The organism is Methylobacterium sp. Leaf100, from assembly GCF_001422845.1.
Classification (GTDB): Bacteria; Pseudomonadota; Alphaproteobacteria; order Rhizobiales; family Beijerinckiaceae; genus Methylobacterium.
Map to the genome: position 1 here is coordinate 111,357 of NZ_LMMW01000045.1, position 14,052 is coordinate 125,408.

Annotated in this window: 15 protein-coding genes; 4 read left to right on the forward strand and 11 right to left on the reverse strand. The window is 67.9% G+C overall.

The genetic code is table 11. The features are described 5' to 3' along the window. The first annotated feature begins 101 nt into the window (after nt 1–101). On the forward strand, nt 102–1,079 hold the full coding sequence (locus ASF25_RS16565; RefSeq protein ID WP_056305970.1) for an L-threonylcarbamoyladenylate synthase: 978 nt from the start codon (nt 102–104) through the stop codon (nt 1,077–1,079). 146 nt (nt 1,080–1,225) lie between these two features. Here ASF25_RS16565 and wrbA read toward each other — a convergent pair whose 3' ends face one another. Then, nucleotides 1,226–1,825 (reverse strand): NAD(P)H:quinone oxidoreductase, encoded by a 600-nt coding sequence (gene wrbA / locus ASF25_RS16570; RefSeq protein ID WP_056305972.1) that lies wholly within the window; start codon nt 1,823–1,825, stop codon nt 1,226–1,228. 145 nt (nt 1,826–1,970) lie between these two features. On the opposite strand from wrbA, the gene ASF25_RS16575 reads away from it, so the two are divergent. Continuing rightward, nucleotides 1,971–2,852 (forward strand): LysR family transcriptional regulator, encoded by an 882-nt coding sequence (locus tag ASF25_RS16575; RefSeq protein ID WP_056305974.1) that lies wholly within the window; start codon nt 1,971–1,973, stop codon nt 2,850–2,852. Nucleotides 2,853–2,861: 9 nt separating this feature from the next. Here the strand turns inward: ASF25_RS16575 and greA are convergent, their stop codons facing one another. The 8 genes from greA to ASF25_RS16610 all read right to left on the reverse strand — a co-directional run bounded on the left by greA (nt 2,862) and on the right by ASF25_RS16610 (nt 10,515). Beyond that, nucleotides 2,862–3,323 (reverse strand): transcription elongation factor GreA, encoded by a 462-nt coding sequence (gene greA / locus ASF25_RS16580; protein WP_056173438.1) that lies wholly within the window; start codon nt 3,321–3,323, stop codon nt 2,862–2,864. A 54-nt stretch (nt 3,324–3,377) separates the two neighbouring features. After that, the gene (locus tag ASF25_RS16585; RefSeq protein WP_056260953.1) at nt 3,378–4,364 is read right to left on the reverse strand and encodes an MDR family oxidoreductase; all 987 of its coding nucleotides are present in this window, start codon (nt 4,362–4,364) and stop codon (nt 3,378–3,380) included. 85 nt (nt 4,365–4,449) lie between these two features. Beyond that, complete coding sequence (locus ASF25_RS16590; protein ID WP_056305976.1) at nt 4,450–5,037, reverse strand: hypothetical protein; 588 nt, start codon at nt 5,035–5,037, stop codon at nt 4,450–4,452. Nucleotides 5,038–5,258: 221 nt separating this feature from the next. After that, nucleotides 5,259–6,266 carry a cell wall hydrolase gene (locus tag ASF25_RS16595; protein WP_056305978.1) on the reverse strand — a complete coding sequence of 336 codons (1,008 nt, stop codon included), beginning with the start codon at nt 6,264–6,266 and terminating at the stop codon, nt 5,259–5,261. Between the two features lie 140 nt (nt 6,267–6,406). Further along, the gene (locus ASF25_RS16600) at nt 6,407–6,661 is read right to left on the reverse strand and encodes a hypothetical protein (protein WP_056305981.1); all 255 of its coding nucleotides are present in this window, start codon (nt 6,659–6,661) and stop codon (nt 6,407–6,409) included. Between the two features lie 190 nt (nt 6,662–6,851). Beyond that, nucleotides 6,852–9,545 carry a pyruvate, phosphate dikinase gene (gene ppdK / locus ASF25_RS16605; protein WP_056305983.1) on the reverse strand — a complete coding sequence of 898 codons (2,694 nt, stop codon included), beginning with the start codon at nt 9,543–9,545 and terminating at the stop codon, nt 6,852–6,854. 157 nt (nt 9,546–9,702) lie between these two features. Continuing rightward, a complete protein-coding gene (locus ASF25_RS22180) occupies nt 9,703–9,855 on the reverse strand; it encodes a DUF3096 domain-containing protein (RefSeq protein WP_082483460.1) in 153 nt (50 codons plus the stop codon). Nucleotides 9,856–9,873: 18 nt separating this feature from the next. Continuing rightward, nucleotides 9,874–10,515: a L,D-transpeptidase gene (locus ASF25_RS16610; protein ID WP_056173418.1), complete on the reverse strand. Its 642-nt coding sequence runs from the start codon at nt 10,513–10,515 to the stop codon at nt 9,874–9,876. Nucleotides 10,516–10,750: 235 nt separating this feature from the next. Between ASF25_RS16610 and ASF25_RS16615 the strand changes: the two genes are divergently transcribed. After that, nucleotides 10,751–11,191 carry a VOC family protein gene (locus ASF25_RS16615; protein ID WP_056260962.1) on the forward strand — a complete coding sequence of 147 codons (441 nt, stop codon included), beginning with the start codon at nt 10,751–10,753 and terminating at the stop codon, nt 11,189–11,191. 3 nt (nt 11,192–11,194) lie between these two features. On the opposite strand, the gene ASF25_RS16620 is transcribed toward ASF25_RS16615, so the two are convergent. Next, nucleotides 11,195–11,638 carry a Crp/Fnr family transcriptional regulator gene (locus tag ASF25_RS16620; RefSeq protein WP_056305984.1) on the reverse strand — a complete coding sequence of 148 codons (444 nt, stop codon included), beginning with the start codon at nt 11,636–11,638 and terminating at the stop codon, nt 11,195–11,197. A 269-nt stretch (nt 11,639–11,907) separates the two neighbouring features. Here ASF25_RS16620 and ASF25_RS16625 point away from each other — a divergent pair, with 269 nt between their 5' ends. Beyond that, nucleotides 11,908–12,102: a general stress protein gene (locus ASF25_RS16625; RefSeq protein WP_056305986.1), complete on the forward strand. Its 195-nt coding sequence runs from the start codon at nt 11,908–11,910 to the stop codon at nt 12,100–12,102. A gap of 1,010 nt (nt 12,103–13,112) precedes the next feature. On the opposite strand, the gene ASF25_RS16630 is transcribed toward ASF25_RS16625, so the two are convergent. Continuing rightward, nucleotides 13,113–13,916 carry a response regulator gene (locus ASF25_RS16630; RefSeq protein ID WP_056173403.1) on the reverse strand — a complete coding sequence of 268 codons (804 nt, stop codon included), beginning with the start codon at nt 13,914–13,916 and terminating at the stop codon, nt 13,113–13,115. Nucleotides 13,917–14,052: the final 136 nt, after the last annotated feature.

Sequence of the window (14,052 nt, forward strand, 5' to 3'; positions counted from 1 at the left end):
AGAGCACCGGCCGGCTCCGAGATCGCCCTACGCGGGGAAGCTTCCATGGGGCAACGGCTTAACCCGGCCCAGCCGCTCCGCTCTCCAGGGATAGTTTAGATATGAACGATCTCCGGTCAAGCCTGCGCCTCGCCGCCGACGAGGCCGGCATCCTGGAGGCAGCACGGCTGCTGGGGCTCGGGCGCACCGTCGCCTTCCCGACGGAGACCGTCTACGGCCTCGGCGCCGATGCCACCGACCCGACGGCCGTGGCCCTGATCTACGCCGCCAAGGAACGCCCGCGGTTCAATCCCCTGATCGCGCATCTGGCGGATCTCGCCGCGGCCCAGGTGCAGGGGGTGTTCGATGACGCCGCCCTGGCCCTCGCGAACGCGTTCTGGCCCGGTCCCCTCACCCTCGTGGTCCCGGCCGGCCCGGGCTGCACCGTCTGCGATCTCGCCCGTGCCGGCCTGGCGAGCGTGGCGTTGCGGGTGCCGGGCAACACCATCGCCCGCGATCTCCTCGCCCGGGTCGGACGACCCGTGGCGGCGCCGTCGGCCAACCGCTCGGGCCGGGTCAGCCCCACCCGTGCCGCGCATGTGCGTGCCGACCTCGATGGGCGGATCGACGCGATCCTCGACGGGGGTACGGCGCCGGTGGGTGTGGAATCGACGGTGGTCGCCTGCCTCGACGGGTCCCCACGCCTGCTCCGGCCGGGCGGGGTGACGCGGGGCGACCTCGAACGCATTTTGGGCTATGCCGTCGCCGGCCCGGCTTCGGACGATAGCGCGCGTCCCATCGGGCCCGGCCTCCTCGCCTCGCACTATGCGCCCCGTGCCCGTGTGCGCCTCGACGCGACGACGGTGGCGGCCGGCGAGGCCGTGCTGCGGTTCGGCGGGATGCCCGCGGTCACGGAGGCGCGCGCCTCCCTCGACCTCAGCCCGGGCGGCGATCTCGCCGAGGCGGCCGCCAACCTGTTCTCCGCCCTGCGGAGTCTCGATGCCTCGGGCACGGAATCCATCGCGGTCGCGCCGATCCCGCAGACGGGACTCGGCGAGGCGATCAACGATCGCCTGCGCCGTGCCGCGGCTCCGCGCTGAAATCTTTTCAACGGGGGTGGAACCTTGCGGACCGTCGGTCCGTTTGACCAGCACGAAGGCCAGTTCAGCCCCCAAATGGCCTTTTGCCTCTCAAGGCTCGGAGCGATCCGAGCCTTTTTTCTTGGGTGGGAATCCCCGGCGTCGCGTCAGCCGGCGAGTTTCGCGGCGATGCCGGCGACGTGGCGGCCCTGGTAGCGGGCACCGGCCAGATCCGTGGCGCTCGGCTGGCGCGAGCCGTCGCCGTCCGCCAGGGTGGTGGAGCCGTAGGGCGAGCCGCCCTTCACCTCGTCGACACCCATCTGGCCCTGGAACGCGTAGGGCAGGCCGACCACCACCATGCCGTGGTGCAGCAGCACCGTGTGGAAGCTCGTCAGTGTCGTCTCCTGGCCGCCATGCTGGCTCGCCGTCGAGGTGAAGGCCGAGCCGACCTTGCCGACGAGTGCGCCCTTGGCCCAGAGGCCGCCGGTCTGATCGATGAACTGCTTCATCTGCGCGGCCATGTTGCCGTAACGGGTCGGGGTACCGAAGATGATGGCGTCGTAGTCCGGGAGTTCGTCCACCGTCGCGATGGGGGCGGCCTGATCTAGCTTGTAGTGCGATTGGCGGGCGACCTCCTCGGGCACCAGTTCCGGCACGCGCTTGATCGTGACCTCGGCCCCGGCCTCGCGAACGCCCTCGGCGACGGCCTCGGCCATCTTCTCCACGTGGCCCCACGACGAATAGTACAGCACCAGAACCTTGGTCATCGGGTCGTCTCCTACGGTGTGGCACGGGTCGGCCCATCGGAGCCGGCACGCGTTTCGCCGTGCCTTATCGCTCGGAACTGCCTTTGCGAAAACGCCCTGTTCTGCAAAACGATCTTTGCAGGAATGCACGATCGGAGCCGACGGAATGGACTGGGACGATTTTCGCCTCGTGCGCAGCGTCGCTGAACACGGCGGCCTGGCGCGGGCGGCCGAGCATCTCGGCATCAATCCCTCGACCGCGTTCCGTCGTCTCGCCGGGATCGAGGCAGCCCTCGACACGACGCTGTTCGACCGTCACCGCGCCGGCTACGCACTGACGGGCGCCGGTCTCGCCATGGTGGAGGCTGCCGGGCGGATGGAAGCCGACGTCGCGCGCTTCACCCGCGAACTCGCCGGACAGGATCGCAGTCCCGTGGGCGACCTTCGAATCACCACCCCGGCGGGTCTCGTCGCCGATATGCTGATGCCGGTGCTGGCCCGATTCACCGTGCGCTACCCACGCATCCGCCTGCACCTGCTGGTTTCGGAGGAGGCCCTCAACCTGTCGCGCCACGACGCGGACGTGGCGCTGCGCGCCAGTGATGCACCCGCCACGAACCTGGTCGGGCGCCGGCTCGCCACCATCGCCTGGGCCGTCTACGGGCGGTCCGAGTTCACCGGGCGACCGACGGAGGAATGTCCGTGGGTGGTGCCGGGTAACGGTGTGGCGGGTGGACGTTTCGTACGGTTCCGCGAGAGCCATGCCGCCGCCGAGCGCGTGGTCCTCACCCTCAACACGGTGCTGGGCCTGCGAGAGGCGGTGGAGGCCGGCATCGGCATCGGCCCCCTGCCCTGCTGGTCGGCCGACGCACGCCCGGGTCTCGTGCGGATGTCGGACCACCTGCCGGAGCTGTCCGCCGGCCTGTGGCTCCTGACCCATCCGGACCTGCGCCATGCCGCGCGGGTCCGGGCCTTCATGGATTTCATGACCGAGGAGATCGTGACGTTGCGCCCCGGAATTGAGGGCAAGACGGCTCCGCCTCGATGATCTCCGAGCCTACTTGGTCTCGATGATCTCGATCTCCTGGCCGTTCACCTCGACGGTGTCGCCGACGCCCTTGCCGGTCAGGGCCCGTGCCATGGGCGAAACGTAGGACAGGCTGCCCTGGGTCGGATCCGCCTCGTCTTCGCCCACGATACGGAAGCTCTGATGACTTTCGTCCGCGCGGGCGATGGTCACTGTGGAGCCGAACCGCACCACGTCGCCGGGCTCGACCTCGACGAGCTGGGCCGATCCCAGCCGCGCCGTCCAGTAATGCAGGTCGCGGGTCACGCGGGACTCGTCCGCCTTGGCGTCGGGCGTCAGGGCCGAGAACGCATCGCGCAGGCGGGCGACCTCGGCCTCGATCTGCGCCAACCCCTCGGGTGTGACGAAGTTCGGGTGCTCCGAGATGGGGCGATCGGGGAGATCCTCGAAGGCTTCGCCGCCTTCGGTCTCTTTGACAAATGCACTGCTCATGAAACCAGCAATGCGCCTCGGTACGGCTAAGTTCCGCCCCGACCGACGATCCGTTTAAGGAACGGTCACCACCGTCCGTCCGCGTACGCCGCCCGAAAGGATCCGTTCGGCGAGGCGATCCACCTCGGCCAGGGGCACCGTCGTGGTCATCGCGGCCAAGGCCGTGCGGTCGAGGTCGCTGGCGAGGCGCGCCCACGCCGCGCGGCGTTTCGGCAGCGGCGTGGTCACGCTGTTGATGCCGAGGAGCGACACGCCGCGCAGGATGAACGGTGCCACGGAGGTCGGCAGGTCCATGCCCTGGGCGAGCCCGCAGGCGGCGACGGCGCCGTCCGCCTTGGTCCCGGCGAGCACGTTGGCGAGGGTCACGGAGCCGACGGCGTCGACGGCGACGGCCCAACGCTCCTTCGCCAGGGGTTTGCCCGGGGACGAGAGTTCGGCACGGTCGAGGATCTCCGTGGCGCCGAGGCCGCGGAGGTAATCCTCCTCGCCGGTCCGGCCCGTGGAGGCGATGACCTGCCAGCCGGCCCGGGCGAGCAGCGCCACGGCGACGGAGCCGACGCCGCCGGATGCGCCGGTGACCAAGGCGGGCCCGTCGCCGGGCCGAGCGCCGTGATGTTCAAGGGCCATGAGACACAGCATCGCCGTGTAGCCCGCGGTGCCGATGGCCATGGCGTCGGCTGCGTCGAGCCCTTCCGGCAGGGGCACGAGCCAGTCGCCCTTCACCCGCGCCCGCTCGGCATAGGCGCCGAGATGGGTCTCACCAACGCCCCAGCCCGTGAGGATCACCGCATCGCCGGGGGCGTAATTCGGGTGATCCGACGCCTCGACCACACCGGAGAAGTCGATGCCGGGGATCATCGGGAAGCGGCGCACCACCGGCGAGCGCCCGGTCATGGCCAGTCCGTCCTTGTAGTTCACGGTGGAATGGGTGACCCGGACGGTGACGTCGCCGTCCATGAGGTCGGCCGCGTCGAAATCGCGGAACGTCAGGGCTTGCCCCGTCTCGGTCTTCTCGACCACCCACGCCTTGAACCGGTCCATGCGCACCTCCCGCGTCAGCAGGGAGGTGTGGCATGGCCGGGCGGAATCAACCGCCCCGGCCGGTTCGGCCGGGGCGTCAGGCGTCTCAGTACCCGTCGTAGATGCTGCCCGTCGAGAAACCGAGGCCGACGCCGATATCCGCCGAGCTGGCGCCGGCGATGCCGACGGCATCCGGGATCGAGCCGATGCGGGGTCCGTAGACGCCCGGATAGCCGCCGCCGTTGCCGTAATTGGCCGGGACCCATCCGGCGCGGGCCGGCTGCACGAGGACGCGGCGGCGGATGCTGGCGTACTCGGCCGGGATCGTCTCGGGGATCGATTGGGCCGGCTGGACCAGCACCCGGCGATGGCGCACAGAGTATTGCGGCGGCACGTCGACCCAGCAGCCGATGAGCGCGCCGTAGGGATCGCGACGGGTCTGCCAGACCCGGCCGCCCGGGCTGACGACGACGCGCTCGGACACGGTCTCGTAGATCGGCGGGATCGTGCGGTAGACGGTCTCGGCTGGGCGCACGAGGACGCGCTCGGACACGGCGCCGTAGACCGGCGGGGTCGAGACGTGGCGGTAGCATTCGGCACCGCCACAGCCGCCCGCCTGGGCGGAGGCTGCGAACAGAACGGCGCCGGCGATGGCGGAGGCAAACGGGATGAATCGGGTGACCGGCGCGGTCATGCGGGCTTCCTCGGGCTGTGACGCGGATACTGGCGGGATGGCGCCGTTGTGGTGCGCGCATCTCGACGTATCAGAGGCAGCCAAGTTGCCGCTCGGGCAAGCCGAATCCAGACTCAGGGTAAAATTAACCTAAGCTTAGGACTACTTAGATCTTCCCCTACTTAGGTAGAATTCGATGGAACCGGATCACTTTTGCTCATTGGTTTGCGCTGGACCGGCCTTCAGGTCTGCCCGCGCTTGAGCTGGTAGAAGATGTGCCTCCCGATGACGTCCATCTTGCGCAGGCGCCGCGACCAGCCGGGTTTCACGTAATCGGCATGGTAATGCGTCGCCCCGCCGACCTCGCTGAGGTACGTCCGTCCCTCGATCACCGCGCTTGCAATGCGGGTGGCCGATTGCCACGACGGCCCGTCGGTGATGCGCAGGGACTTGCCCTCGCAGGCGAAGGAGAACTGGCAGCCCATGTAGCGGTGGCGGTTCTGGTAGACCACACCGCAGACGTTGCTGGGGTAGAGCCCGCTCTTGACCCGGTTCAGCACCACCTGTGCCACGGCGGCCTGGCCGTCCTCAGGCTCGCTGCGGGCTTCGAAGTAGACGGCTTCGGCGAGGCAGCGCTGTTCGCGATCGAGGGCGTCGGGACCGATGAGGTCGGCGTAGCGATGGCGGGCGCTGTCGCCGACCAGCCCCTCGGCGTCGCGGCGCGGCGAGAACCCCGGAATGGCGAGCCCGCCCGGAATGGCGAGGTTCGCGGCCGCGACCTCGATGGGCGTCGCATCGGCCGGGGCCGGGGTCGTCGACGACAGGGCGACGGCGCGGGGGATCGCGGGCGTCGCACCGTCGCTTGTCTCGACGGCCTCCTCCCCGTCGGCCGGGGGCGGGACGAAGCCGAGATCCGGTTCGAGCTCCGGATTCCAGACGGCCGGTCCCGGCAGGAGGGCGCCGTTGGCCGAGCCGGAGAGGTTGGCATGCAGAACCGAAGCGGTGCCGCGGTCGAGCTCGGCAGAAAGCCCCGCCCGCATCCGCTCGGTGCTCACCCGTCCACCGATGAGGGGGACCCCGTGCGGCAAGGCCGAGGCGATCCGCACATCGTGCGCGAGGGAGCGGGTCGTGCCTTCGGTGCCGGCGCTGGCTGTGAAGGAGACAAGGAAGCCCATGCCGGCGGCCCAGGGCGCCATGGCGGCGCTGAACCAGCGCAGGCTCGAATCGCGTCGTACCCGTTTCGTGCCCACGCCCAACCGATCCACGTTCCGCAACACCGTTCCGGTCGGCCGATCAGGTCACCCGAAGGGGTTCCCTATGCAGCAGCCGGTTCAGGCATATTTGCGTGGCATGGTTGCGGAGCGGTTAAGCCCGTTCCGCAACGGTTGGTTCAGAATGTGCCGGGGCGTCCGTGGGCGACGGCAAATGCCTTGACCAGGGCGGAGGGTGCGCTGTCGCCGCCCGTCCGCATCTCGGCGATCCGCTCCGCATCCGCACCGCTCTGGGTGGCGACGGCGAACACGAACAGCGCCAGGGTGGCGAGGCCGCCGAATGTCCAGAGGGAGGCCTGCTGGACCACCTTCGGGATCGGGGTGACGGCGGAATTTTCGTTGAGGTAGAGCGGGGTGGGCGTCGTATCGATCATGGCCGGCGTTCCCACGCGATGGCAGCCGCCCCAATGAGCTGGAATGCTCGCGCAATGGATCGGCACTAGCATTGAACGTGCCGGCACGAAATCGGTTCGCCGCGTTTTCGACAATTTGTTGAACGGATTTCGCCGCGACTCTCCCGGGCGGCGCGAAGCCACCCGGAAGAGTTCGGATCGAGCCTCCGGATCAGGCCTTCTTGACGGCGTCCTTGGCGGCGTCGCGGGCGGCCAGAGCCGCCTGTGCCGCAGCGAGGCGGGCGATCGGCACGCGGTAGGGCGAGCACGACACGTAGTCGAGGCCGACCTCCTGGCAGAAGCCGATGGAGGCCGGGTCGCCGCCGTGCTCGCCGCAGATGCCGAGCTTGATGTCCGGACGCACGGCCCGGCCGCGCTCGACGCCGATGCGCACGAGTTCGCCGACCCCCTCCTGATCGATGGAGATGAACGGGTCGGCCGCGAGAATCCCCTTCTGGGTGTAGGCCCCGAGGAAGGTCGCGGCGTCATCGCGGGAAATGCCGAGCGCCGTCTGGGTCAGGTCGTTGGTGCCGAAGGAGAAGAACTCCGCCGTCTCGGCGATGTCGCCCGCCCGCAGGGCGGCGCGGGGCAGCTCGATCATGGTGCCGACCTGATAGTCCACCGCGCTGCCGGTCTCCTCGGAGACGGCCTTCGCCATGGCGTCGATGCGCGCCTTGACGATGTCGAACTCCATCTTGGTGAAGACCAGCGGGACCATCACCTCCGAGGTCACCGGGGCGCCGGTCTCCTTGGCGGCCTGGACGGCGGCCTCGAAGATGGCGCGGGCCTGCATCTCGGCGATCTCCGGGAACGCGATGGCGAGGCGGCACCCACGGAAGCCCAGCATCGGGTTGAACTCGTGCAGTTCCGTCATCCGACGGCGCAGCTTGTCCTCCGACACGCCCATGCTGCTGGCGACGTCCCGCACCTCCACGTCGGTATGCGGCAGGAACTCGTGCAGCGGCGGATCGAGCAGGCGGATCGTGACGGGCAGACCCGACATGATCGTGAACAGCTCGACGAAGTCCTGGCGCTGGTAGGGCAGGATCTTGGCCAGCGCCGAGCGGCGCCCTTCGGCGTCGTCGGCGAGGATCATCTCACGCACGGCGACGATGCGGTCGCCCTCGAAGAACATGTGCTCGGTGCGGCACAGGCCGATGCCCTCGGCGCCGAAGTTGCGGGCGGCGCGGGCGTCGGTCGGCGTGTCGGCGTTGGTTCGGACCTTCATGGTGCGGACCTTGTCGGCCCAACCCATCAGGGTCGCGAACTCGCCCGACAGGGACGGCTCCAGCATCGCCACCTCGCCCAGCAGCACCTGACCGGTGGACCCGTCGATGGTGATCTTGTCGCCGGCCTTCAGAACCGTGCCGGCCACCGACAGGGTGCCGGCCTTGTAATCAACCCGGACGGTGCCGCAGCCCGAAACGCAGGGCTTGCCCATGCCGCGCGCCACCACGGCTGCGTGCGAGGTCATGCCGCCGCGCGTGGTGAGGATGCCCTCGGAGGCGTGCATGCCGTGGATGTCCTCTGGCGAGGTCTCCACGCGCACCAGGATACACTTCCGCTCGGCCTTGCGGGCGGCCTCGGCATCCTCGGAATTGAACACGATCTCGCCCGTGGCGGCGCCCGGCGAAGCGGGCAGGCCCGACGCGATCACCTTGCGCTCAGCCTTCGGGTCGATGGTCGGGTGCAGGAGCTGGTCGAGGGCCGCCGGTTCGATCCGGCCGATGGCCTCCTCCTGGGTGATCAGACCCTCCGCCGCGAGATCGACGGCGATGCGCAAAGCGGCCTTGGCCGTGCGCTTGCCGTTGCGGGTCTGAAGCATCCAGAGCTTGCCGCTCTCGATGGTGAACTCCATGTCCTGCATGTCGCGGTAGTGGTTCTCGAGGAGACCGTAGATCCGGACCAACTCGGCGTAGGATTCGGGCATCGCCCGCTCCATCGACGGCTTTTCGGACTTAGCCTCAAGCCGAGCCTTCTCGGTGATGTCCTGTGGGGTGCGGATGCCCGCCACCACGTCCTCGCCCTGGGCGTTGATCAGGAACTCGCCGTAGAGGGCGCGCTCGCCGGTGGACGGGTTGCGGGTGAACGCGACGCCCGTGGCCGAGGTGTCGCCCATGTTGCCGAACACCATGGCCTGGACGTTGACGGCCGTGCCCCAGCTCTCGGGGATGTTGTTCAACTCGCGATATTTCTTGGCGCGCGGGATCATCCACGAATCGAACACGGCACCGATGGCACCCCAGAGCTGGTCCTCCGCGCCCTGCGGGAAGTCGGAACCGTGCTCGGCCTTCACGATGGCCTTGTAGCGCCCGACGAGATGCTTCCAGTCGTCTGCCCCGAGTTCGGTGTCGAGGCTGACGCCCTTCTCCTCCTTGTAATGCTCCAAAGCCTCCTCGAAGGCGTGGTGCTCCACGCCCAGAACCACGTTGGAATACATGGTGATGAAGCGCCGGTAGGAATCGTAGGCGAAGCGCGGGTCACCGGCGCCCGTCGCCAGGGCCTCGACGGTGACGTCGTTGAGGCCGAGGTTGAGCACCGTGTCCATCATACCGGGCATCGAGGCGCGGGCGCCCGAGCGGACCGAGACGAGGAGCGGGTTCTTCGGATCGCCGAAACCGCGACCGGTGAGCTTGCCGACGGCCTCCAGGGCTGCGGCCACCTCGGCCTTCAGCTCGGCCGGGTAGGTCTGCGCGTTGTCGTAGTAGGCGGTGCAGACTTCCGTCGTGATGGTGAAGCCCGGGGGCACCGGAAGGCCGAGATTGGACATCTCGGCGAGGTTCGCGCCCTTGCCGCCGAGCAAGTTGCGCATGGACGACTGGCCTTCGGCCCTGCCGTCACCGAAGGAATAGACCCACTTGCCCATCGTCACCCGTCCGGTTGCTGGAATGAAACGCGAATTGCGCGCCTATCGTACCCGGCGGGTTGGACCATCTCATGCTGCAACGCAAGATGAACGCCGCGCGGAGTGGGGACCCGCGTGACGGTTCTGTACCTCTGTCACCGACCGCCGTCGCGCCGGCTCACGATAGCGCGCGAAACACCCCGAGGCCAATCAGCCCGACGAGGATGAGGTAGGCCGCGACGATGAAATTCAGCAGCCGGGGGATCAGCAGGATCAGCACCCCGGCGCCGAGGGCGACGAGGGGCTGCAGGTGGGCGATGGTGATGGTCATGGCCGAACGGTCCTCGTCTTACACCCGATACTTGCCGTTGCGCTTCACCAGCACCTGGGTGCCGACGGGAACGCGCTCGTAGAGGTCGACGATGTCCTCGTTCAGCATCCGCACGCAGCCGGACGACAGTTGCTCGCCGATGCTCCAGGGCTCGTTGGTGCCGTGGATGCGAAACAGCGTGTCGCGGTTGCCCTGGTAGAGGTAGAGCGCGCGGGCGCCGAGCGGGTTGTCGAGGCCGCCCTTGCGGGTGCGCGGCAGATCGGGATTGAGCGAGACCATGGTGGTGGTCGGGCTCCAATCCGGCCACACGCCCTTGCGGGCGATGCGGGCCTCGCCCTTCCACGAGAAGCCGGCCTTGCCGACGCCGACGCCGTACTGAACGGCGGTGCCGTCCTCCTGCACCAGGGCGATCTGCCGATTGTCGATGTCGACGACGATGGTGCCGGGCTTCTCCGGCCCGGTGTAGCGCACGATCTGGCGCCGGTACTTCGGATCGAGGCGCGACTTGTCGACGATGGGCACGTCGAACGGCTTGTCCGGCATGGTGCCGGTGTACCAGGCGGCATCGTCGTCGGCCGCGACGTTGACGGGGCCGCGCGCGTTGCAGGCCGCCAGGGGCGCGATGAGGAGCAGGCCGAAGATGAGGCGGCGGGTGGACATGGCTGGCTCCGCGGGGTGTGGGTTGAGGGGGGCGGGTTGCAGGATTCTTCCCCCTGACTAGCCGTCCCGGACCGCCGAGGGTGTATCTTTCCCGCCGCAGGTGTGGGGAAGCGTCGCCCCCGCATCGCCATATTCAGGCGAGGCTGCGAGGCAACCGCGGCTCGATCAGGCGATCCGCGGTGTTGCGTCGGCGTCGCGCTTGATCGCATCATGAACGCTACACGAGGATCCGCCCATGGCCGACACCCAGACCCTGCCCGTCTCCGACGCAGGCGACGTCCTCGACAACCTCGCCCCGGCGATCCATCTCGATCATTGCGTGATCCACGTCTCCGATTGGGCACGTTCGACGGCCTTCTACCGCGACGTGCTCGGGGCCGAGATCGTGGAGCGCCCCGTCGGGGCCGCCTTTCGCTTCGGTGGCGTGCAGCTCAATGTCCATGGTCCGGGCATCGAGGCGACGCCGCTTGCCGAGAAGCCGGTGATGCCCGGCAACAGCGACCTGTGCTTTCGCTGGTCCGGCCCCATCGAGGGGGCCATGGCGCATCTCGCGACGCACGGCGTGCCGGTCGAGCGCGGGCCCGTGGAACGCGACGGTGCGGCCGGTCGGGGCCTCAGCGTCTATTTCCGGGATCCGGACGGATCGCTGATGGAGTTCATCACCTACCCGGAGTGAACGTCAGCTCCGGCTCTGCGCCAATTGCTGGTTGGTCTGCTCGAGGCGCAGGGCGAGTTCACGCATGACCGCGATGCCGATCTGCGGGAACTGAGCGAGAAGCTCGAGGAAGACCGTGCGGTCGATGCGCAGGGCCGTCAGGGGTGTCAGAGCCGCGACCGTGGCCGAGCGGGGCTGGTCGGCCAGGATTCCCATTTCGCCGAGGAGGGCGTTGGCGCCGAGGAGCGCCAGCCGAAACGGTCCCTGCGGCCCTTCGATGGAAACCTCGGCTTCGCCTTCGAGAATCAGATAAGCCGCATCGGCGGTATCGCCGCGCGCGAACAGCTCTTGGGTGGGCTCGAAATGAACCCGCTCGCTGGTGAAGGCGAGGAGCTTCAGGCGCGACGGTTCGACGCCTCGAAACAGCGGCACCTGCCGTAACGACGAGACCTCGGTGTCGAGGGTCATTGGCGCACCCCAGCGTCGCGCGGCGGCATCGAACGGTTTTCCATGCCGCATCCATGCGGGTCGCACACGGATTGTCCAGTCCCGGCAAAGCCACGGGGCGGGAGAGCCGCCGCGCCGAGGCCGTCGAAGTGCCCTGTACGCGAGCGTTTCCTATACCCATGCTTATAGCCACGCTTGCCCCGCTCTACGCTGATCAGCCCGGGTTTCCCTAAGGAACCATCGATATTGGTGAAGGTTGTCTTGGCAGTGAGAGCAAATCTGAGGAGGCGCTGATGGCATCGAACTCCACCTCGAAGCGGGGCTTTGCCTCGATGGATCTGGAGCGGCAGCGGGAGATCGCGAGCAAGGGCGGGCGCAGTGTGCCGGCCGAGAAGCGCTCGTTCTCCCAGGATCGCGAACTGGCGTCGTCCGCCGGCCGCAAGGGTGGTCAGGCCACCGGCACCGGTCGCCCAGGCGAGGACTGATACCGGTCATTGGAACCCCTCCGGGGGTTCCAAGCTCAATCGAAACGAAAAGGCCTCGTCCGAAATGGACGAGGCCTTTTTCATGCCCCTTCAGCGTCTTCTCATCCAAGAACCAGTTCTTGGCGCTGTCGGCCTATGCGCGACCATGACGAAGGTTGTGCTGGAGCGACTTCCCGGTCGACGAAAATCAGGAAATGCAACGACCCGGGAGCATGCGGCGCGCCTCTGGTCCGGCCAGTGAGCTGATGGCGCCTTCGCAGCCTTCGCGCATCGAGCGGCGAACCTTCGGCTGATCCTTCTCACTCGCGGTCCGGCCGCTCTGTCCGAGTACACCGGGCTTCGGGGGGGATGACGGGCGGCTCACGGACGCGAAGCGCACCGGCCTGATCGCCGTCGATGCCACGCGCTGCCCGGGAAGATCCGGTCCCGACAAGGTGAACTGAAGGACAGTCAACGGTGCTGCCTGGGATGCCCTCTGGTCGGCAGCCTGCTGGACGGTCGGCTGGATCAGCAATGTCAGGAGCGCAGCCGGTGCACTGACACTGAGGAGGAGGCCTGACCGAAACATCGTCGTAATCTCCGATGAGGAGCTTGACAGGATATCGAGCAAACGCGTCTCACAGTCTCGGGTTCCTCGACTGTTTCGAATTGAGCAATCTCCAGTACAGCTCGAAGTACGGATCGTTACGATTTGACGGAAATCCTGCTTCCGCCGAACTGCAAGTGTTGCGAAAAAACCGCTGTGCGCAAAAAATTCGAGTTGCCCATGCCGGGAGACGGAACGACAGCGAGGTCGGATCGTTGTCTGGTCACCCCGGCCGCCTGGTCCTCCCCCCGCATCCCCTTGTGCATAGGCCGGAACCTTTTCGACGGGCTGGAGAGCGATCTCCGGCCCGTTTTTTCGTCCTTCAGCCGCCACGGGCCCGGTCCGAACAGGTCAGCAAAAAGGCCCCGGCATGTGACGGGGCCTTTCGTCGTTTGTTGCCGAGGATCGTGGGGTCGAGGGGCGTTCAGGCCGACTTGACCTCGCGGCGGCGTGCGCTCTGCTGGAAGAACAGCGCCTGGCTGATCACCGCGGAGACGTTCGCGGGCTGGAACGGCTTGGCGATGAGGAAGGCCGGCTCCGGACGCTCGCCGGTGAGGAAGCGCTCGGGGTAGGCGGTGATGAAGATCACCGGCACCTCGAAGGTCTTCAAGAGGTCGTTGACCGCATCGAGGCCCGAGCTTCCATCGGCGAGCTGAATGTCCGCCAGGATGAGTCCGGGGCGGGTCCCCTCGGACGCGATCTTGATCGCCTCCGTGCGGGTGCGGGCCACGCCGATGACGTTGTGGCCGAGCCCTTCCACCAGGGCTTCGAGGTCCATGGCGATGAGCGGCTCGTCCTCGATGATGAGGATCTCGGTCGCCATGTCGGCCGCGAGCTCACGGCCGGCCTCGTCGACGAGGTCGCGAACCTGGCTGACGTCGACGTCGAGGATGATTGCAGCGTCTTCCTCCGAGAACCCTTCGAGGCACGAGAGAAGGAAGGCCTGGCGCGGCAGGGGCGTGATCTGGCCGAGCCGGACTTCGGCCGGCAGGTCGTGCTGCACCTGCTCGCTCTGGCCGTTCACCGACAGGGAATTCCAGATACGCGTGAACACGCGAAAGAGATCGGCCTTGACGTTGGCACTGCGGCCGAGCGTCTCGGGCTCGTTCACGAGGGTCTCGAGGGTGGCGGCGACGTAAGCGTCTCCGGCGACCTGACTACCCGTGAGCGCCCGAGCGTAGCGGCGCAGATACGGCAGGTGCTGCACCACGAGTTGGGCTGTCGACATACTATCCCCTTGGCTTTGCCGTTCTTGGCCGCGTGCCTTGGCCGCTTCCGCCACAACGCGGATTGGAGAGCTCCGTTCCGCCTGACGGGAACCGACTGATCGCATCGGCGTTGCAGCTGCAGCCATGACCTATGTC